At 45.1% G+C, this 19,682-nt stretch carries 20 protein-coding genes; 5 read left to right on the forward strand and 15 right to left on the reverse strand.

Features of this window, described 5'->3' with window-relative positions; all coding sequences use genetic code 11:
* Nucleotides 1–4: 4 nt before the first annotated feature.
* From VF412_RS01430 to VF412_RS01450, 5 genes are all read left to right on the forward strand, one after another.
* Nucleotides 5–1,228 carry a TolC family protein gene (locus tag VF412_RS01430; RefSeq protein WP_331337410.1) on the forward strand — a complete coding sequence of 408 codons (1,224 nt, stop codon included), beginning with the start codon at nucleotides 5–7 and terminating at the stop codon, nucleotides 1,226–1,228.
* On the forward strand, nucleotides 1,225–2,157 hold the full coding sequence (locus tag VF412_RS01435; protein WP_331337411.1) for an efflux RND transporter periplasmic adaptor subunit: 933 nt from the start codon (nucleotides 1,225–1,227) through the stop codon (nucleotides 2,155–2,157). The genes VF412_RS01430 and VF412_RS01435 overlap by 4 nt, the downstream gene beginning before the upstream one ends.
* A gap of 13 nt (nucleotides 2,158–2,170) precedes the next feature.
* Nucleotides 2,171–5,218: a CusA/CzcA family heavy metal efflux RND transporter gene (locus tag VF412_RS01440; protein ID WP_331337412.1), complete on the forward strand. Its 3,048-nt coding sequence runs from the start codon at nucleotides 2,171–2,173 to the stop codon at nucleotides 5,216–5,218.
* 151 nt (nucleotides 5,219–5,369) lie between these two features.
* On the forward strand, nucleotides 5,370–6,428 hold the full coding sequence (locus tag VF412_RS01445; RefSeq protein ID WP_331337413.1) for a hypothetical protein: 1,059 nt from the start codon (nucleotides 5,370–5,372) through the stop codon (nucleotides 6,426–6,428).
* A 33-nt stretch (nucleotides 6,429–6,461) separates the two neighbouring features.
* Complete coding sequence (locus VF412_RS01450; RefSeq protein WP_331337414.1) at nucleotides 6,462–7,190, forward strand: hypothetical protein; 729 nt, start codon at nucleotides 6,462–6,464, stop codon at nucleotides 7,188–7,190.
* A 135-nt stretch (nucleotides 7,191–7,325) separates the two neighbouring features.
* Here the strand turns inward: VF412_RS01450 and rfaE2 are convergent, their stop codons facing one another.
* The 15 genes from rfaE2 to VF412_RS01525 all read right to left on the reverse strand — a co-directional run bounded on the left by rfaE2 (nucleotide 7,326) and on the right by VF412_RS01525 (nucleotide 19,670).
* Entirely contained in the window at nucleotides 7,326–7,796 is a 471-nt protein-coding gene (gene rfaE2 / locus VF412_RS01455) for a D-glycero-beta-D-manno-heptose 1-phosphate adenylyltransferase (protein WP_331337415.1), read from the reverse strand.
* 7 nt (nucleotides 7,797–7,803) lie between these two features.
* Nucleotides 7,804–8,592, reverse strand: a complete 789-nt coding sequence (locus tag VF412_RS01460; protein WP_331337416.1) for a metalloendopeptidase — start codon at nucleotides 8,590–8,592, stop codon at nucleotides 7,804–7,806.
* Nucleotides 8,593–8,610: 18 nt separating this feature from the next.
* Nucleotides 8,611–9,372 (reverse strand): 16S rRNA (uracil(1498)-N(3))-methyltransferase, encoded by a 762-nt coding sequence (locus VF412_RS01465; RefSeq protein WP_331337417.1) that lies wholly within the window; start codon nucleotides 9,370–9,372, stop codon nucleotides 8,611–8,613.
* Nucleotides 9,373–9,375: 3 nt separating this feature from the next.
* A complete protein-coding gene (locus VF412_RS01470) occupies nucleotides 9,376–10,287 on the reverse strand; it encodes a 50S ribosomal protein L11 methyltransferase (protein WP_331337418.1) in 912 nt (303 codons plus the stop codon).
* On the reverse strand, nucleotides 10,280–11,059 hold the full coding sequence (locus tag VF412_RS01475) for a hypothetical protein (protein WP_331337419.1): 780 nt from the start codon (nucleotides 11,057–11,059) through the stop codon (nucleotides 10,280–10,282). The genes VF412_RS01470 and VF412_RS01475 overlap by 8 nt, the downstream gene beginning before the upstream one ends.
* An 84-nt stretch (nucleotides 11,060–11,143) precedes the next feature.
* Nucleotides 11,144–12,427, reverse strand: a complete 1,284-nt coding sequence (locus VF412_RS01480) for a PQQ-binding-like beta-propeller repeat protein (RefSeq protein ID WP_331337420.1) — start codon at nucleotides 12,425–12,427, stop codon at nucleotides 11,144–11,146.
* Nucleotides 12,406–13,569: a hypothetical protein gene (locus VF412_RS01485; protein ID WP_331337421.1), complete on the reverse strand. Its 1,164-nt coding sequence runs from the start codon at nucleotides 13,567–13,569 to the stop codon at nucleotides 12,406–12,408. The genes VF412_RS01480 and VF412_RS01485 overlap by 22 nt, the downstream gene beginning before the upstream one ends.
* Nucleotides 13,566–14,087, reverse strand: a complete 522-nt coding sequence (locus VF412_RS01490; RefSeq protein ID WP_331337599.1) for a pentapeptide repeat-containing protein — start codon at nucleotides 14,085–14,087, stop codon at nucleotides 13,566–13,568. The genes VF412_RS01485 and VF412_RS01490 overlap by 4 nt, the downstream gene beginning before the upstream one ends.
* The gene (locus tag VF412_RS01495; protein WP_331337422.1) at nucleotides 14,008–14,952 is read right to left on the reverse strand and encodes a hypothetical protein; all 945 of its coding nucleotides are present in this window, start codon (nucleotides 14,950–14,952) and stop codon (nucleotides 14,008–14,010) included. Before VF412_RS01495 ends, VF412_RS01490 begins: the two co-directional genes overlap by 80 nt.
* The gene (locus VF412_RS01500; protein WP_331337423.1) at nucleotides 14,937–15,776 is read right to left on the reverse strand and encodes a hypothetical protein; all 840 of its coding nucleotides are present in this window, start codon (nucleotides 15,774–15,776) and stop codon (nucleotides 14,937–14,939) included. The genes VF412_RS01495 and VF412_RS01500 overlap by 16 nt, the downstream gene beginning before the upstream one ends.
* Nucleotides 15,770–16,612 (reverse strand): hypothetical protein, encoded by an 843-nt coding sequence (locus VF412_RS01505; protein WP_331337424.1) that lies wholly within the window; start codon nucleotides 16,610–16,612, stop codon nucleotides 15,770–15,772. The genes VF412_RS01500 and VF412_RS01505 overlap by 7 nt, the downstream gene beginning before the upstream one ends.
* The gene (locus VF412_RS01510; RefSeq protein ID WP_331337425.1) at nucleotides 16,596–17,135 is read right to left on the reverse strand and encodes a hypothetical protein; all 540 of its coding nucleotides are present in this window, start codon (nucleotides 17,133–17,135) and stop codon (nucleotides 16,596–16,598) included. The genes VF412_RS01505 and VF412_RS01510 overlap by 17 nt, the downstream gene beginning before the upstream one ends.
* 14 nt (nucleotides 17,136–17,149) lie before the next feature.
* On the reverse strand, nucleotides 17,150–17,389 hold the full coding sequence (locus VF412_RS01515) for a hypothetical protein (protein ID WP_331337426.1): 240 nt from the start codon (nucleotides 17,387–17,389) through the stop codon (nucleotides 17,150–17,152).
* A complete protein-coding gene (locus tag VF412_RS01520) occupies nucleotides 17,386–18,978 on the reverse strand; it encodes a class I adenylate-forming enzyme family protein (RefSeq protein ID WP_331337427.1) in 1,593 nt (530 codons plus the stop codon). The genes VF412_RS01515 and VF412_RS01520 overlap by 4 nt, the downstream gene beginning before the upstream one ends.
* On the reverse strand, nucleotides 18,978–19,670 hold the full coding sequence (locus VF412_RS01525; RefSeq protein WP_331337428.1) for a cupin domain-containing protein: 693 nt from the start codon (nucleotides 19,668–19,670) through the stop codon (nucleotides 18,978–18,980). Before VF412_RS01525 ends, VF412_RS01520 begins: the two co-directional genes overlap by 1 nt.
* Nucleotides 19,671–19,682 lie beyond the last annotated feature (12 nt).

The following is a 19,682-nucleotide window of genomic DNA, read 5'->3' on the forward strand; positions in this document are numbered from 1 at the left end:
GTTTATGGGGCACATTTGGGTCATTGGACTTTTACTATTCAATCAGGCGAAGGCCACAGAGAATTGGACTCTCAATAGCGTTGTTCATCAGGCATTAGAGTCTTCTCCTTTAATCGTAAATCAAAAAATTCAATATGATTTGTCAGAGCGAGATCGCTGGCGTCGGTTTATTTTCAACGAGCCGCAACTTCAATACACGAACAGTGATGATAACTCTGATCAAAGTTTGGGCGTGCAGTTGCCTGTGGGAATTCCAGGTAAAGCATTTGCTTTGAGTGAACTTGATACCGCAAAAGCCCATTCGCAGAAAAACGAATTGGATGCAAAACGATATGATGTTGCACGCACATATTCTCAAGCTTATTTAGACTGTGCGACAGCGCAAGCCGTAGAGGTTATGCAAAAAGAAACAACGAACGATTTGGAAACTGTGTATAAATCTATGAAGGCTTCTTATGAATCCGGTCATGGAACTCAGGCAGAGAAAATCGGTTCGGCTTTGCAAGCTCGCCAAGCGGCGAATGATCTGCAAACGGCGACGGATAAGAAAAACTCTAGCTGTCGCAAGTTGCAACGCTTGCTAGGTGAGACGTCCGCTACGGAACTTCCTGTTCTGAGCCTGGATGACGATATTGATGCACAAACTGTTGCAGAGTTAGGTGGAAGGACGTCGGATCAAGGCCGAGCTGCCTCAGGAATGGAAGTTGCTAAAGCAACGGAAAATACCGCCTGGTGGTCCCAGGTTCCGGATTTGAATTTGTCAGTTACAAGAAATCACTACGTCTATCTGCCAGCAAGTCCAAGTGGTCATGAATGGACAACAACTTATGGAGTCGGTATTACGATCCCTTTGTTCTTCCCATTCTATGAGGGAGCAGAAGGCAAACGTGCAAAAGCCCAGGCACGTATCGACTACACAACGGCAGAACTTCAAAAAGTCGGCGCCGATGCAGATCAAGCAGATGCGGCCGCGGAATATCAGCGCAGCAAAAAAAGATTGGTAGAGCTTCGCAAGACTGATTTGGTTTTGGCTGAAGCTCTTTTGGATAGCACCTATTCAGCTTATCGTTCAGGAAAATTGGGTTATGCCGAGCTTGTCTTAGCTCGTAAAACCCTCATGGATTTAAAGAATCAAGACATTCAATTACGTAACTCTATTATCATGGCTCACCTGCGTTGTTTGCAAAATTGCGAAGCAGCGAATGGTGAGAAAGGAACTCTCCAATGAAGAGCTTTGTACTATCCGCAGTATTATTCTTGTCTTTGAATGCCCACGCTTCAGAAATTGAATGGATGAAGTTAGAAGAGGGGCCGGATTTTAGCTCTTTAAGTATTTCCGGCAGAGTCGTTCCGCAAGATGGCGCTCAAAATATTGAATCGGCCCGCGTATCAGGTCGTATTGTCGGCATTTTAAAGCGTGAAGGCGAGGCTGTTTCAGCAGGGACGCCATTATATATGATCAGCAGTGCCGAGTGTTTTTCTTTGATCGAAGAGCGTAAGGTCGCTCAATCGAGAAATATTCCTGAGTTGATCGAAGGTGTTGAAAAGCGTGAGCAGCAATTAGGTCTTAAAATAAAAGGCAATGATTGCATCTTCACGGCAAGCCACTCGGGTGTTTTAACGAAAAGAAATTTAGATCCAGGGGCTTCGTTCAATATGGGTGACGCTTTGGCGACGGTTCTTGATACTCGTCGTTTGGCCATCGAATTGGATGTGCCAGAAAAAGACTTAGCTCGTGTTCATGTCGGTCAAAAGGTTCAGTTTTATTTAGCGTCAAATGGCGATACGAAATACGTAGCTAAAATTCAAAGCGTTGTTCCAACAATCGATTCCGCAACACGTACTTTTAAAGTGCGTTTAGCTGCTGTGACTTTGCCACGCAATATCGCTTTAGAAGCCCTCGTGTTTGGTGACATCGATGTCGGTCGTGGGGAGAAAATGTTGAAAGCTCCCTCAAGTGCTGTGGTCTTTCATCAGGACAAACGCTTTGTGATCGAAGATTTTGGCAAGGAAAAGAAGCTTGTGCAGGTGTATGTGATTTCGGAAAACGAAAACTTCAGCCTGGTTCGCCCTGTTCAAGAAGGAGCCCTGAAGCCCGGGACCCAGGTGGCATCGAAAGGTGCGATCTTCCTTCTTAAAAGTTTAACAGGAGAATAGGGGAGCCTTCCACATGCGCAAGATTTTAGAGCCCTGGATTCGCTTCCAGCGCAATCAGCCCGTTTTGTTCTGGTTCCTGTTCGTTTTGTTCATTTCTTATGGTGTGTGGATCGCGGCACAAAGTGAGATTGAAGCATTCCCGGAATTTACGAATGTTCAGGTCCAAGTCATCACTCAATATCCTGGCAAGGCTGCTGAAGAGGTGGAACGTCAAGTAACGCAACCTCTGGAAGTGGCCACGAACGGCTTACCAGGTTTGATCAATCAGCGCTCCATTTCGATTTTTGGATTGAGTGTTATCACCCTGACTTTCGATGATAACGTAAAAAGCAAAGATGCTCGTTTGGATCTTTCACAACATCTTGGCGATGCTAGTTTGCCTGATGGGGTGAAGCCGGGATTGTCTGCGGATTCAACTCCGGTGGGTGAGATCTACCGTTATACATTGACGGGCAGTGCCCCGTTAGATGAACAGCGCTTGACCGAGGATTGGACTTTAGAGCGCGAGTTTAAAAGTATTCCCGGCGTTGCCGATGTTGTTAGCTTCGGTGGTCCTACAAAAACAATCGAGATTCGTCTTGATATCACTCGCATGAAGGCGTTGGGATTGAGTATTACCAATGTGGCTCAATCATTAGGGCAAAATCACGCGAATGCTGGTGGCACTATTATCACTCACGGTGAAGAGGGATACATCGTTCGTTCTATCGGGATGTATGAAACTCCACAAAGTTTGGAGGCAGCAGTTATCACCACGCAGAAAGGCATTCCGGTTCGCGTGCGTGATATTGGAACTGTACAGGTCAGTCATAGGCCGCGCTTGGGATTGGTCAGCCGTAATCAAGAAGATGATGTCGTAGAAGGCATTATCTTGCTTCGTCATGGCTCTGACAGTTTGGAAACTTGCAAACAGATTCGTGAAAAAATTGAAAAGCTGAATACGACAGTTTTACCTCAAAATATTCAGATCAAACCGTATTATGATCGCACGAATTTGATCGTCCGAAGCAGTCATACGGTTTTCCATAATATCATTTTCGGTATCTTGCTTGTTATTTTGATCTTGTGGTTTGGGTTCGGTCGCCCTTATTGGCCAATGACTGTGGCCGTAGCTGTGATCATTCCATTCTCGCTTCTGATGGTCTTTGTCGGATTGAAGGCCTTAGGCTTTACGCCGAACCTGATCTCTTTAGGGGCTGTAGATTTTGGTATTATTATCGAGACCGCCATATTCTCTGCCGAGGCCGTGATTCATAAACTTTCCGTGTCTTCACGTAAAAATGAAGAAGAGGTCGTCAAGGCGTTTGCGAATGTTCTAGCGCCAGCTTTGATGTGTGCGCTGTTACTTGTGATCGCGTTCATTCCGATTTTGAGCATGCAACGTGTGGAGGGGCGAATCTTTAGACCTTTGGGTATCACGTTGATCACAGCTTTGATTGGTGGTCAGCTCGGTACATTCTTGTTTATTCCTCTTGCATGGAAGAATCTTCCAATAGGTTTGTCAGAGCCTTCTAAAATTGATCTGTGGATCGAAAAGATCACTGCGAAATGTACCGACTGGGCGAAACGTATTGCCCACATGCCGATGTTGAACTTGAAAGCAGGTATTGCTTTTACGGTTGTCCTTGTGATTTTGATGTGGGGCATGGGACGTGAGTTCTTACCTAACTTGAATGAAGGTTCGTTGTATATTCGTGCAACCGCTCCATCGACCATTTCTTTAGAGGCTTCCACAGAGCTTGCACGTAAAATTCGTGCACGCTTGAAAGAGATTCCGGAAGTTGTGGACGTTGTTCCACAAATTGGTCGTCCTGATGACGGTACGGATGTGAATGGTTTTGATAATATTGAAATCTTCGTTTCTATGAAACCGCAAGAGGAATGGCGTTCAGCTAAAACCATTGATGGATTCGTAGAGATTGCTCAAAGACAATTGAAAGATATCGTGGGCGTGGATTTCAACTTCTCGCAGCCGATCAAAGACAACGTCGACGAAGCGATCAGCGGTGTAAAAGGTGAGTTAGTTGTTAAAGTTTTCGGGCCACAGATTCCGGAACTTCAAAAAATCGGTGACCAAATCGTTGATGTTGTTAAAAAAGTTCCTGGTGCCGAAGACGTTGGTGCGGAAGAACTTTTGGGCCAGCCAGAACTTCGCTTTAAGTTGAATCGTGATTTGCTTGCCCGTTATGGTCTTCGCGTGATGGATGCGGAAGATGTTTTGGAGACGGCTTTGATGGGCCGCACGGCTTCGAAGCTGGTGGACGAACAAGGTCGCGGTATTGATATCGTTGTGAAACCTGAAATTCCAAATCCACCAACAATGAATGTCTTAGCATCATTACCAGTGTTGACTCCGGACGGGGCACGCATTCCGTTGGGTGAAGTTTCAACTCCTGCTTTGACAGAAGGTGTGGGGAAGATCTATCGCGAAAACGGTGCCCGTCGTATTGCGGTGAAGTGTTCTGTGCGAGGTCGAGACGTGGTTGGTTTCGTGAATGAAGCAAATCAGAAGATTCGCAATACTGTGAAGATGCCGGATAAATATCATTTGGAATGGTCAGGTTCGTTCGAAAATGCGCAACGTGCTTCAAGACAATTGATGTTTGTTGTACCGCTGTGTTTATTGGCGATGATTGTTTTGTTGTATTCGTGGTTTAAAGACTGGTTGAAAGTATTCTTCCTTCTTTGGGAAATTCCTTTTGCCGCAACGGGTGGGCTTCTGTTTATTCGCATGTTTGGTTTGAATTTTAGTATTTCGGCGGCAGCGGGTGGAATTGTTCTTTTGGGGATCACGTTCTTAACGGGAATGATGTTGATTTCCGAATTGGCGCAGACCCAAAACGTGTGGCGTGCTTTGAAAGAAAAAAGCAAAAGTATCATTCTATCAAGCAGTGTGGCGATCATTGGTTTGACTCCGGCAGCGTTCTCGCAAGGGATCGGCTCCGAGACGGCGAAACCGTTTGCCGTGATGATTTTAGGGGGACTGATTTCGTCTCTCATTTTGAGTCTGATTTTGCTACCGGCGCTACTTGCGACCAGCTCGAAATTACATCATGAATAGGGACTGTCTCAGAGTGAGAAATGTCTGAATCTTTGACGGACTGGGACGCGAAAGTGTCACAGTCCCACTTTGGAATAGCTAAATACGCATAAATTCAAGAGGAAATGGCACGGGCACTGCTCTTACTAACAAGTAAGAACAGGGAGGCCCCATGAGCTTCGCAGATAAAAAACTAGAATATGCGATCTTTGCACTAGTAGCCGTTTTGATCGGAGGACTTGGTTACCTCTTCAAAACTCCTGTTCAAGCGGTATTGGCGAACCAAGATGTGGTTTACGAAATGCCTCGTCCAAAATCATTCCTCGCGACTTTGTTCGGTTTAGGTCTTGAGGATCGTGAAATCTCTCGTAATTATGTAAACCCATTCGATAAAAAGAAAAAAGATGCGGCTAAAAAAGCAGAAGAGGCTAAGAAAGCGGCTGCAGTGGCTGCTAAAACAGCTCAAAAAACGGCTTCTACAAAGAAAGCTGATGATACTAAGAAACCAAAAGTAGAAGCTCGCGTTGTGGGTAACGATCAACAAAATGGTTTGTCTGGCTCTGATATCGCTAACGGTGCTAATGGCGCATTCGGTGGTGGTCCAACGGCTTCAGCAGTTGGGGCAGGTGCAACATCTAATCAAGATCAAAAAGATATCACCGCAGATCAATGGAGATCATTGATCTCAAGTCAGCCTACTAAAGAAAACGTAGGAAAGCTTTTGGCGGCCTACATGAACGGTGATGTCGATGCTGGAACTTTCTACGAAATCGTAACGGACCTTTTGAAAAACAATAAATCTGAGACTCAAGCATTAGGTTTGTACGCAGTAGCTTCTGTATATAGTTCACAAAGCTTCACGGTTGTGGCAGCTAACTACGATCAATTGACATCAGAGAATCAATCGACAGCTCACACATATTTGTTGGGTTACGCATCTTCAACACGCTCTAGTATCTTGTTGTCGGCGATGAAGAGCTCGACTGCGGAGGTTGTAGACCTAGCGCTCCAAGTAGTTATTGCGGGCTATCAAACGGCAAAAACAAGCTCGTCTTCAACAACAACGGATGGTCGCTCTCGCGGTAATACTGTGACTGCTTCAAACGTAACATCTGACTACACGAAGTATGTCACTCAACTTCAAGCTTTAGCAAAAAGTTCGGACGCTGCAATTGCAAGCCTTGCAAGCTCAGCGTTAAGTCAAATTCAAACTATTGTAGCTTCTAACTAGACAGCAGCTACATTCTTAGAAGACAATGGCGCCATGAAGCTTTGGCGCCGTTTGCTTTTTATCAGTCTCACAATCTGTGCAGCTCAATCCTGGGCGGCTTTCAGTTTGCCTAAGAATCTGGATACGTCAGATCAGAAGCGTGCTTTGGAAGTTTTAGGGTTCGGTTCGGCTTCTAAAATTCTTGCAGATCCATATCCTCTTGGTGGGTATACAGGTATTGAGATCGGTATCACTTCCGAATTCATTCCTATGGAGGATGTTGCAAATCTAGGCAGCAAAACCAATGACAAAGATGAATACAGCTATACGACTCTGACGATCGGCAAAGGTCTTTACTACAACATCGATACGTTGATGTACTTCACTCCGGCTGGGCAGAAGATGCAAAACTTTGGTGGACAAGTTCGCTGGGGTTTTTATGAGGCGACGTTTTTCCCGATTTCTTTTTCGGCCATTGTATATGCCGGCGGAGCCAACTTTGCGAATCTTGTGAACGTTACAACGATTGGAACTGACCTGGTTGCAACCGTCGCAATTGACAACGTGGCTTTGTATTTCGGTGCAGGTCGTATTCGCGCGCAAGGAACTTTTATCGGCGGAGCTAATGGAATCACGGCGAGCGGTGATACAGAAAAGCAAGTGATCGATGATAATCACAGCCTATTCGGTGTGAATGTGAACATTTCAAAGTTCTTTGTTGCCTTAGAAATTGATCGCTATCAAGACACAGTCTACAGCGGCAAATTAGGCTTTAGATTCTAATTGTTTCTATAAAAGCCAATTGATTGAGTTGCCTCGTCGGCGCTGTATTTTCAGTACAGCTTTCTGCTTGCACGCGGGCTGTGCCGCAAGTGTAGGAGCATTTGTGCATTTTGTTTTTATGGAAACAATTAGGTTTTAATCCAATTGAGATTTTTCGATGATCTTTGTTGTGGATTTGCCGTCCACAAATTGCAGCGACATGACTTTTCCACCGTAAGACATCACGAAGGGGGCGCCGACGATGGTTTCAATTTTCCAGTCGCCGCCTTTTACCAAGATATCAGGTTTTACTTTGTGAATAAGATTTTCTGGAGTGTCCTCGGTGAAGATCACAGTGAAATCTACGCAAGCCAAAGCTGCTAAGATTTCGGCACGGTCGTTTTCATTTTGAATCGGACGAGTAGGACCCTTGAGACGCTTCACGCTGGCGTCGGCATTAACACCAATCACCAAAGCATCTCCCAATGATCTTGCTTCTTGAAGATAGCGAACGTGTCCAATGTGAAGAAGGTCGAACACGCCATTTGTGAAAACAATTTTTTTACCTTGAGAACGAAGAGGAGCCAAAGCCGCTTCGATAGTATCAAAAGTACGGACTTGGCCCATATCTCAACTATACCTTTTTAAGAAGTTTGGCGCCCGTGATGTTGCCAGCGATATCTCTGCCAAGAATTGCAGAAACGATCGGGAAGATCACAAAGCCAGTCACGATCACAAGAGCACTACGAGCTGCCACTTTCAAAGCGTAAGCTGCTGTGTTTGTTTGTGATGGAAGACCGATGCGTTGATCAAAAGCCCATTCGCCCGGAGTGAAGCCCATGAACACGCGGTTCACGACAAGATAGATAAAGCTCACCGTTGCAAACATCGCAGCCGTTGCTACGTAGATCATGCCATCATTATCCGGATGAGTCAGATTTCCGATCAAATCTACTTTAGTTACGATCAAAAGAATGATCATGCAAAGAAGACTTGCCGCGATCACAAGCATCGAATCCAAAAGGGCCGAAGAGAAGTTCCAAGTCGTCGCTTTGAATTCTTCTTTAGTTGCGGCTGCCGTGGCTTTATTTTTCGCCGCTTTTTCCTCGAAATCGAAACGACGGCTTTTTTGAAGAGTCTTAAGAATTTCATCAACTGCGGCTGATGAAGAACCGTCACCGCCCACTTCAGTCAATGCATCCGGAGTTGGAGGTGGAATTGTGGCCTTTTTACGAGGAAGTGGTGGACGAAGAGGATCTACAGATGATTCCTCGATCAGTTCCAAGCCTTGGTCTTTGATGAATTTTTGTGATCTGAAAGTATCCGCTGCTTCAGGCTCTGCTGTTGCTGCAGTAGCCTTTCTTTTGTGGAAACCGAGACCATCTGTGAGTGGTTTAAACTCAAATTCCTCGAAAGGATCCATTCTTCTTCCTCCTGGGACTTACTGCATGAGATCAAAGTCATACTTTAGGACTGATACCAGGGCCATGCAAGCCGTTTCAACTCGCAAAACCTGCTGGCCTAAAGTCACTGGATGAAGGCCTAGTTTCTCGAATTCTTTGACTTCCGAGTGGGAAAAACCGCCTTCGCTCCCGACGATGATCCAGATGTCTTTGACTCCTTGAGGATGGTCTGCCCGAATCTTGTTGCAGTAATCTTTGATGCTAAGGGTCGAAGAGCCCTCATATGCAAATAGACCCACCTGACCTGCATTTGGGTTAATCAAACCCGAAAGTTTATCAAAAGAAATGGCTGGAAGGACCTTCATCAAATCACCGCGCCCACTTTGTTGAGTGGCGGAACGAACGATCTTGTCCCAGCGATCGACTTTATTGTCAGAAAGCTTGTCTTCTTTGCGAAGGAAACTGAATTCAGAGAAAAACGGCTGGATGCTTTTTACGCCCATCTCCACAGCTTTTTCCATGATGGCATCCATCACGGGAAAGCGTGAAATCGAAAGAGCTACGTGCACGTACGGAGTTTTCAATGGCGGAATCACGCGCTCTTCAAGAATACGGGCTGTCGCTGATTTTTTTGTAACTTGAGTGACTTCAACAAAGAAAGCCTTGCTATCTTCAGTCAGCACTTCAAATTTAGAGCCGACATCTTGGCGACAGACATCGAAGATGTGATGAAAGACGTCACCAGTGAAGTTCACTTGATCTTGGAAAAGATCTTTTTTCTCGATCCAATAACGTCTCATGGCCTAGGCTTTCTCGGCAGGGGACTGAACCCAGTAACCAACCCATTCGTCCTTTTCAAGACGGCGAATCACATTCAAGCCTGAGCCTTCCAGGAATTTTTCAAAGAAGTGATTGTCACGCTCTTCAAGAATACCTGTGAGCAACATGTGGCCACCTGGTTTCAAAACGCGCATCAAATCTTTTTTCAAATTGATCAAAACACCATCGATGATGTTCGCAACAACCACGTCGTACTGATCGCGGATGTCTTCAAGTTGAGTTTCAGGAATAGAGATCTCATCAAGCTTGTTCAATTTTACGTTTTCACGAGCCACACGGCGTGCTTCAGGATCGATCTCGATACCGACAGTCAGACCCATGCCGCTCATTTGCGCAAGCATTGCCAAGATCGCAGTTCCTGTGCCGACATCAAGCATCGCCCAGTCCGCAAGATTGGCTTTATATTTTTCGGCCAATTTGTGAATGAAGAAGGCCATCATTTGTGTTGTGGCGTGAGTGCCCGTACCGAATGCCATGCCCGGATCGATATAGATCGCGTGTTTGCATTCTTCAGGAGGTTGCAACCAAGAGGGGATCACCCAGAAGTCACCGACAAGCTTGAAAGGTTTAAAACCTTTCTTCCATTCGGCAAGCCAGTCTTTGTTTTCTTCTTCAAAGATATTCCATTTGATTTGAGTGTTGTACTCGTGAAGGCCTTCAAAGAAATCCTTGTTCGGAGTTTCAGCGAAGAACACGTCCATTTCGTGATTGCGAACATTTACGACGGTTGGATCGTAAGTAAGGTCAGGCTGTGTAAACACCAAAGCCTCTGAGACTCCAGAGGCTCCACTGTCGAAACAATATGTGGTGATGATGTCTTCAAGTTCCGCAGGAACTTGGCTTAGGCGAATACGAAAATAAGAATTGTCACTCATGCTCCGAGTTGTTACCAGAATCCGCTACTTTTTCAAGTTTTTCTGCGGTTTCGGGCACTTCGGCAGCAGGTGTTGTTGGGGCTGGAGGCGGACTCGCTTTGGCTACCTCTGTAGCTTGTTTAGCGGGACCGACGGTTGCCACCGGGGACTTTAACTCTGCACCACCTTGTAAAAGCTTCTCAGTGGCAGGTGGAGCTGACGCTTTAGCTACGACTGGAGCAACAACAGCCGCAGCGGCAGGAGCAGCAGCAATATTTGGGAGGGGAGCTGCCCCCGATGCGGTTGAAGTCGTTGTTGTTGTCGTCGTTAAAGTGGTCGTCACTACTGTGGTCCCCGAGGTTGGCTGAGCTTCAGAGACTTTGTGTTTTACTTTTGGTTTCGAATTATCGATGAACGATCCGCGTAAATCGATGCGATCACCACTCATGATGCCTATTTGTTCAAGCATGGGAAGCTCATCGCGAGAAAGTAGATTGAACTCGCGAGCCACAGCAACTTTATCGTAAATTGCAATAACTTTGAGCTGTCCAACCGGAACTAAAATTTCACCGAATGAGTTGGCACCGGCAGCATCACGAATATTGATTTTGCGAACGGCTGTAACGACCAAGTTTTTCTTCAACCCTGAATCGGGGCCGGCATTGATATAGAAATCCTTGTAAACGGTATCATCCTCGGCCAGCGTGATGTTTCTTCGAACATCAATGACTGACATGTCTGCAGCTTTTGCATTCTGAAAAAGCCCTAGAAAGCATAAAAAGATGAGCATCATAAAAACCCTTCCGTGGTTTGTCATACTCTCTATCGGTTGTCTTATTTTGAAACTTGAGACATGTGAGACACCCCAGGCGGAGGTCTAGTTCAAATCAATGCGTACTAGGCCCTTGTTATTCACGTTGGCGAATAAAGATGAATCCCAGACGGCAAAAGAGCCAGAGACCAGGCCCCCGACGGGAACTCGCTTAAGTAGCTTCATGTGGCGAGTCTCGAAAATGCAGACGGAATCCCCAAAGCAAGAGCTGACAACCCATGATCTATGGGAGGATTGAAGCACAATAGGGCTCGGCATACTCATTTTATTAATGCCGCCGTTGATAAGGGACACGGCCTGCACTGGTTCAGACTTATCGAGATCAATTTTATAAAGATTGCCCGAGGAGCTTGTTACATAGGCCCTTCCTGCCGGAACATCTATCGCTGGACTGGATTGAGAAGTTCCGTCGATATTAATTCTTTGTCGAAGGTGGCCAGTGTTCGACACGACGTAAAGATTTTTATCCCAAGAGGTAAACAAAAAAGCGTCTTTGAAAACGGCAGGTGTGCCCTTGATCGGACCCGCAGTCGGAATTTGCCAAGCGATTTCCCCAGTGAAAGAATCGATCCCAAAGAACGTATTCGCATTGCTGCCAACCCCAAGAATTCCATTTTCAGGAGACAATGCCGGTGACGAGTGGACTTGTTCACCAAAGAAAGCAGACGTCCACTTTACTTTGCCTGTGAATTTATTTATTGCGACGACGTAGCCCTCATGAGGTTTTGAGAACTCTGCCGCAGCAATGATAAGTTCGCCATTTATCAGAGGTGAGGAGCCCACCGCATGAGCAACTGTCGTAGTCCAAATTAATTTACCAGAGCTCTTTTCGAGGCAATAAAAGTTTCCCGCATAACTGCCAAAATAGACGTATTTTTCATCTAACAAAGCTGTCCCGTGAATACCTTGAGTTCCGCCATCCACTTTGAAGGACCAAATCTTTTTACCTTCTAAAGAATAGCGATAGAAAATTCCTAAATCCGTGCCGAAATAAATTCCCGTTGCGTCTACTGCGGGTGTGCTTTTTGACGCCGAATGGATATCAGCGAAAAGATCTTCTGTCGCCCATGCGACGTGAGCATTTTTGATATCAGCAGGAACACTAAAGCTTCCAGTGCGTTCGTTGTTTCCTCTGAATAAGGAAGTGACGATAGCCTCTTCTTTTGGAGAGGACTCAAAACCGGTCACGGTAAAGTGAGGCACACTGTTGAGCGGTTGTGCTCGGTGTAACATGGTGAAAATGGAGATGACATAGATCAGCGATAAGCTAAGCGCAATTATTCGAGCTTTTTCTGAGGAGATATGTTTTAATTTTTGAAACGTGAACATATATCCTCCTCTCGAACAATATCGATAAAATCTGAATCAGAAGTTCTTTGTGCGACAAGGAAGGCGCTGACTTTTGGGTTGTGACTTTCTGAATCCGCACAGATTTTTCTAGCCTGGGCTAAAAAGAAAATGTTGTCGCACTTGTTTCGAACTGGCAAATCGCGATTCTGGAAGGGGATTTCGATGGACGAGCTATCCTGATGAATGATGAAGAGACCTTTGCAAGTGCTTCTAGCATCAAACATATTCAGAGAGGCCAGGCGTTTCATTCCGTCTAGCGAGGCTGTTCTTGCATCGCTAAAAGCAATCACTTGGAAGATGCAGAACGCGGCCCAAATACATCCCGGTAAAATCAAATTCTTCTCATGAAGCTTAAATGCGATCGGACTTTTTGAATCTTTGATTTCGAAGTAAATAAGGGACAGCACGCACAACATAATGCATGGGTAAAAGAAGCCGACCCAATAAAAAGAAACGGCATGAAATGCTAATAAAAGAAAAAATCCAAACCATCGGGCCATTGAATTTTTAAAGTAAAGCAGTTGGGCTCCGCTAATTTCTACGATAAGTCCCGATATTGCAAGCCAAGGCAAAAGCTCGGGACGATCTAGTGGAGTTTTCCAAGAAAGACTTGCTCCGCTTAGCCACTCCCAATTCAATTTTAAAGAAGCTGCCCCGATATAGAGAGTGAAAATCCAAAACTTAGACCAGGATCTTTTTTGCGGAAAAAATAAAACATAAAGTGTGATGACATGGGGAATGAAGTGATAGTTCCCCATGAATCTGTAGTCTAAGGCTGACAGTGCGAGCTTGATAAACTCGAGCCAGAACAGACTCCACCAGACTGTTTGAGGTTTTCGGAACGACAGTCCGAACAGAAGAATGGTCAAAGAAAAATAGGCTGGTAGAATCACGCCTGCCAGCGGAGACAAAAAAGATTTTGCTACATCACAGCTAGTAAAGAAAGGCCAACAAACGCTTTGATTCAAATCCAGAATAATATTTTGAAAATCTTGGTTAAACCAAAAAAGAATCGTAAAGAAGTGAACTAGAATCAACGCCTGGGAAAAGCGGATGAGGACGGGATCTTGTTGGATCTCGTTTTTCTGTGATCGAATGTAGTTCTTTAAAATAGAGATCATCGTAGTTCTTTAGGGCGATTTTGATTTTTAAGAAATTTGCAGGCTTCGCAAGACACGTCGTTAAGTTTAGCAGCAGTAAATGTGACATTTTCAAAAGTACAGAATTCGAACCTGGCTCCGTTAAGGGTGGCATTGCTAAAGTCGACGTCCTTGAAGTTGATATAGGTGAAATGAACTCCTCTTAAATCGGCTTGCGAGAAGTTGATGTTATTCAAGGTACTTTTGTAAAAAGCACTGCCTTTTAACGAAGCCCGTGAAAAGTTCGTCTTCTGAAAAGCGACATTAGAAAAATTAGAAAGTTCGAAGGAGCTATTCGCAAAGCTCACTTCGATAAATTTCTTGCCTTTGATTGATGTCGGGGGAACCTTACTATTGGCAAAATTAGCAGCGAATAGTGTGCTCCCCATAAATGTATTGGGATCAAATTGAGATGTCGGCTTAGCTACCGCCATCGCCGCAACCATCAGCGCCATCGCAACCGTCACTGCCATCGCCTCCATCTCCGCCAGAAGTTGCATCAAACGGAATCCATGTGTCAAAGAAAGTCTTTTTTGGACAGTAGTTGATTGCAACACAGGTTAAATTCCCAGAGGAATCGACATTAGATATTTTATATCCAGGACTGCACATTCCTGAGAATAGATAGCCACATGTTTTTTGATTTGTTGTCGTATCTAGACCGACGACTACCTGACCATTGGGGCACATGCCTTCTAATGGTAAAGTGCAGCTACCATTAGCGCTATTAAAGACACCCTTGATCGCAGTGCAGTTCGATTCTAACGAGTTGTTGTAGTGCGAAGGAATGACCACGAAGTTAAACTTTTTCATTTTGATGGCGTCTAGAGTTAGCTGTTTGCCTTTAAATGAGAAAGTCCCCTTAAATTTGTTTTGGGGATTCGCACAGCTTCCAGAAGGTGGGCAAATAGGCGTCCATGTAACATCGAACCGGAAGGGGCACTCGTCGCTTCCCGAAGTCGCGTCGTAGGTCGTGCATGTGGAACCATCTTTGGTAAATCCAAAGGATGCATTTGTCGCGTCAGTAAGTTTGGTTCCATCGGGACCGACGACGATCACGTTGGAATCTATACCTTTCATAGAAGAGCAATCGGAGCGATTGGCTTCGCAAGCCATCGCAGAATTCAATTGCAGAATTTGATCAAGAGTCGCGGCATTAGCTAAGGATGAGATCACCTTAGAGCGGAATACGGCAATGTTTGCGTCCATATTTAAATGTGACTTTACGTTCAACGAGGTCAAGAGCGAACTGTTCACCGCAAAAAATCCGATAGAAACAATGGCCAGAGCCACGATCACACTGACAAGTGAGATACCTTTTTGTGAGGCGCGAGATGCAGAACGACGTTTTAAAACTTCCAACATTCAAACCCCCCCCCGGCATTCACTCGCACTGGAGCAAATCCAGACCCACAACCTGTATTTAAGAATTTATTCGCAGAGCAAACAGGATTTCCAGAGCTATCGAAACCCGTAAGAACTTGTCCAGACCCACAACTTGTTTTCTGAAGCTGACAACTTTGCGTTGTTGGATCAAAAGTGCCATTGGCGGCACGGCATGAGGCGGCCAAGCTGCCTTGAAGGCTGCCTCGTACAAACGTTTTACTAAAGCGACTTACTAAGTTCATACTTTTATACGTTTGATTGTTTCCCGAGAATAGAATGGACACGTTGATGGTCACTGCTGGTTGAACAGCGACCGAGTTTGCTGCAGATAAAATTGTAGCCGGACATCCACCACTGCAGTTCGGTGACCAAGTCATGACGATTTTAAATGGACAAGCATCGTTAGGAGTCGTTGAACTAAAACCCGTACAAGCTGTCCCATAGTAGTCAAAGCCTGAATTTTCAGTGCTAGTGCCATTGGCTTCGATACTTCCATCGGCAAGATAGACAATCAGGGGATAAGTACCGGTAGCACAGGTCGCGCCAGAAGTTCCGAGGCAGCTCATTGCAGGCGAGCTTGCAATGGTTGTTTTCCATGCCTCATCGTTTTCGATCGACCAAATGATACTGTCTTCTACGACCTGCAAAAGACTGATCGAATCTGTTTTCTTGTTGAGAGATTTAGATTCTTTAAAAAAACCAGTCATGACATAAGTAATGACTCCACATACACCCATGAATATAAGTGCTGTAACCACGATGTTGCCTGAATTCTTTTTGAGCAGTTGGTGTAGCTTTACCATATAGAACCTGCACTACTTGTGCTTGCTGTACAGCCAGGACCACAGTGAGCAATGCCGCTGCTGTCGACACCTAAAAGGACTTCGCCTTTTTGGCATCGGAATGCTGTGAGAGTTTGGCAGACAGGTTGTCCGTTGCTAAATCCTCTAATGTAATAGTTGGGAGGACATTGTGTGTTTGTATACGGCATCAAACAAGAATTATCGGCCTGAAGGGTGCCGCCCATTTTCGAGCAAGTGCTTGCTAATGTCGCAGATGTGTTTTGCTTCACGGAAACAATGTCATAAGCTGCTACATTCAGATCTTTAAACTGCGTGCCTGTTCCAGATTGCAAGGCTGCCGTGAATTCGATAGAGGGATTAATGCAACTCGGATTGGGATTAAAGGCCGTAGCTTTTGGGCAGCGTGCAGTCCAAGAGACTACAAACCGAAACGGACAAGCAGAATTTCCACTCGCAGAATAAGTGCTGCAAGGGGCACCGGTTTTAGTCAGGCCATCTGTTGAATTCGGACGAGCTGCCTCACTAACAACAACGCCTTGAGAGTTCACTAGTGTAAAAGTTCCGCCAGCGCCCGAGCAAGAAACTTGATTATTTAAACACCAGAATGTCGATGCGTTGGCACCATTTGCAAGGGTTTGTTTCCAAGCAGTCTCATCGCGCAGGGTTTCCAGGATTCTATTGCGGGCTTCATTAAGACCCGCAAAAGTCATTGAGGACTGAACCATGTCTTGGCTGACACGAGTCACTGACAAAGCGACTAGGATGACCATCGCTGATAGACCAGCATAAATGGCAAGTTCGACGAGGGTGACACCTTTATTATTCCTGATTGTCATCGCCCACTCCCGTTTGGATAAGTTTCTGAATGGATCTTTTTAAATAGTGATAACGTTCTTTACTAAAGCCAGTGAATACATCCATTTTAGAAGATTTACTGTCTTCTAAAATTGCCAGAGGGAAGCGCTCAAGACCCTCTGGAAAATGCAGTGATTTTCGACTGACCTGATAGTGGACGACATGAGGCATTTCTGAAATCTTCGCTTGCACAGACTTCGTGATGTTCTCATCCAGGCAATAGCCGCGAACCTCGATTTTACCTTTGAGTGCGGGATCACTTTGAATTTTGTCTAAGGCACTGTATGCCTCTTCGCAATATTCGCACCATGAAGCCCAAAAGAAATGAATTTTAATAACGGCAGAGAGATTTTCTTTAAGTCCCAGATTCAAAGAAGTTTTTTTTGAATTGACGTCATTGATGAAAGAGACGGTAGAGCCAGGAGCTGCGTTTGCAACCCAAGTCAGAGACATTACTACGAGAACAGCAAGAGGCTTTAGAGTAAGGAAAGTGCCAGATTTCAAACCGATTCCCTCTTTTAGCTTTCTTTTAATTTTAGACCCTGAATCAAATTTAGGATAGTAGAATTATTTGTGAAATGCTCTGGCTTATAGTCCAAAGCTGTGATCTCAATTTGAAACACTTGCTCGAGGCGGATGATTAGTTCGACAAGCTGTATACTCTCGAGCTGTTTGTAGTAGGGAAGGGGGGAGTTCGGATTTACCTTGTACTCTTTCAACAGTGGAATAAGTGTTTCTTCTAGATTAGTACCGCTCATGAAACTTCTTCCTCTAAGATCACGGAAATATCTCCATTGTGACGTGGAGCTTTAACCTTAGAACAGATCTCTTTGAATTGCCATCGTATCGGTTTACCACTAGACGTGCGAATTTCACTTTGAGTTATAAGCACAAGCAAAGGCTTATGATGTCTTGACCAAGTGCGTGCAATTTTTTGAACCATAATTTCCGCATCTTTTTTTGAACACCCTTTAAGAATGAACGCAAAGTCTTCGCCCGCAACCAAGCTTTCAAGGCCGACCGAAATGCCATCGCTGTTGTCAGGTAGCTCTTTCAAAAGAAGTTCGTCCATCTCGACTAACGAAAGAGTCGAACCGTATTTTTTTACAATGTCCTTGGTCCGGCCCGAGATATAAAGAAATTTTCGTTGGGATTCCATGTCGTAGATAAAGAATCCGCGATCACCCGTCATTAAATAGTCGTTTTGAAAATAGTCACGTTTTAGATCATCTTTATAACCACGCATAACATTGAGGCCGCGCACGGCAATGTCGCCCTCTTCTTTTTCCTGCAGAGGACGCCCTTGATCCAGGACAAGAACATCATTTCCCCAAAGTGGAATTCCGGCACTGGGTCTGCCGCCAGCTTTCGCAAGGCTTAGGATTTTTTCGGCGCTTAAATCAGGAGGTGTCGTCAAAGAAAAATTAATGGCTTCAGAAAGTCCGTAACCCTGTAAAATGCGAAAGCCTTCTAGCGCGAATTTTTCCAGTGTCAACAAAGGCAGAGGAGATGCCGCCGATAAAAAATAGCGAAATCGTGGGATATTCAAAGCTTTAAGTTTTTTAAGCCCCATACCAATCAAATTGTAAACGTGAGGAACCGCAGAGTAGATCTCAACCCGATCTTCTTCCAAACTTTTAAGTGTCTGAAGCAGATCGAAGCCTTGATAGCATACTAGTCGTTGGCCGGTCAGAAGAGCTGTAATAAATGAAAACTCCAACGCGTTTACGTGAAAGAGCGGAAGAGGAGTCGCAATCACAGTCTGCTGGTCTAAGGAAAGTTGATGATGCCGAGCCAGGGCTTCGACATTGGAAAGAAGGCCTTTTTCTAGCTGTTCAACCACCTTGGACTTTCCCGTCGATCCACTGGTGAAAATATAGATAAAAACTTCGGGCGTGGGGAGGTTGTCTCTATCGAACAGTACATCTTTCGCATCTGAATCGGGAACCACGAGGTCGCGAATCAATTGGACATTCGATCCGAGCTGAGTGAGTTTTTCTTGAGTGCGCTCGAAGGAATCATTCGGATTTAACGGACAAAAAGAAAAGCCACTCATTAATGTCGCACAGATATAAACCATGAGCTCATAAGAGTTTTCAGACAAAGTCGCGATAATCGAACCGATGGGGTAGGACTTTTGTAAGTTGCCGGCTACTTTTCGAACGTCACGATCAAACTGTTCAAATGATTTTTCGATGGTTTGGCTATCGCTTCGGTAAAACTTTACGAAGGGAGCGGGGCCTTTTCTAGAGATGATCGACTCATAAGAGTCCTTAAAAGAACTTTGAATGAAATTGAATTTCTGTGCAGAAAAATCTTTTCCCTCAAAGCTTCTTAATAACGACATTACTCGACCTTGTAAGTTCGGCTCAACATCGGGTGGGAAGAGTCTGTGGGACCAACATCCGAGTCAGGATGGAAGGCAATAATTTTTAAGCCTTCTGCAAAACTATTAAAGCTGTGCACCATTCTTTCTGGAAGGCAGAATAAAGTCCCTGGAGTCAGAGGGATCTTCTTTCCATCGCCTAGAACGCATTCGCCTTCTCCGGCGAAGGCAAGACCTAGACGGATCGTTGGATGAATGTGCGTGGTCTGAATGACGTTCGGGGGAAATGCCAGATAGTTTAAAACTGGATCCCCTAGACGGGGAGGTGGAATCAGAATCGTCGTGCTCGCGTTATCGATATAACAAAGACGTCCATCGGGTTCTTCAACGACACCGACCTGAAACAAACCCCGATAGCCATGGCGTTCAATGACAAAGGCTTTGCAGTTTTCGCCGGCGGGTTCCAGTGTGCAATTGCCAGGGCACGAGAAGAAAGAATTCGCTACAAGTGTTGTTGTAATCTTGTCGTTGTAGCGAAGCTGGTAGGTGCCTTCGTAAACAAATCCATAGAAGGTAGAAACTTGATTTCTAAGTGAAACAGACTTTGTGCCGACAAAGCTTTTCATTGTCGTCGGATACATCGTATGTAGATTATCGAAGCAAAGGTCGGAATGGAATTTTTGAAAGTAATTTGAAATGTCTTTTTCCATCATATAATCTCGTCT

The sequence above is a fragment of the Bdellovibrio sp. genome, from assembly GCF_036384735.1.
Classification (GTDB): Bacteria; Bdellovibrionota; Bdellovibrionia; order Bdellovibrionales; family Bdellovibrionaceae; genus Bdellovibrio.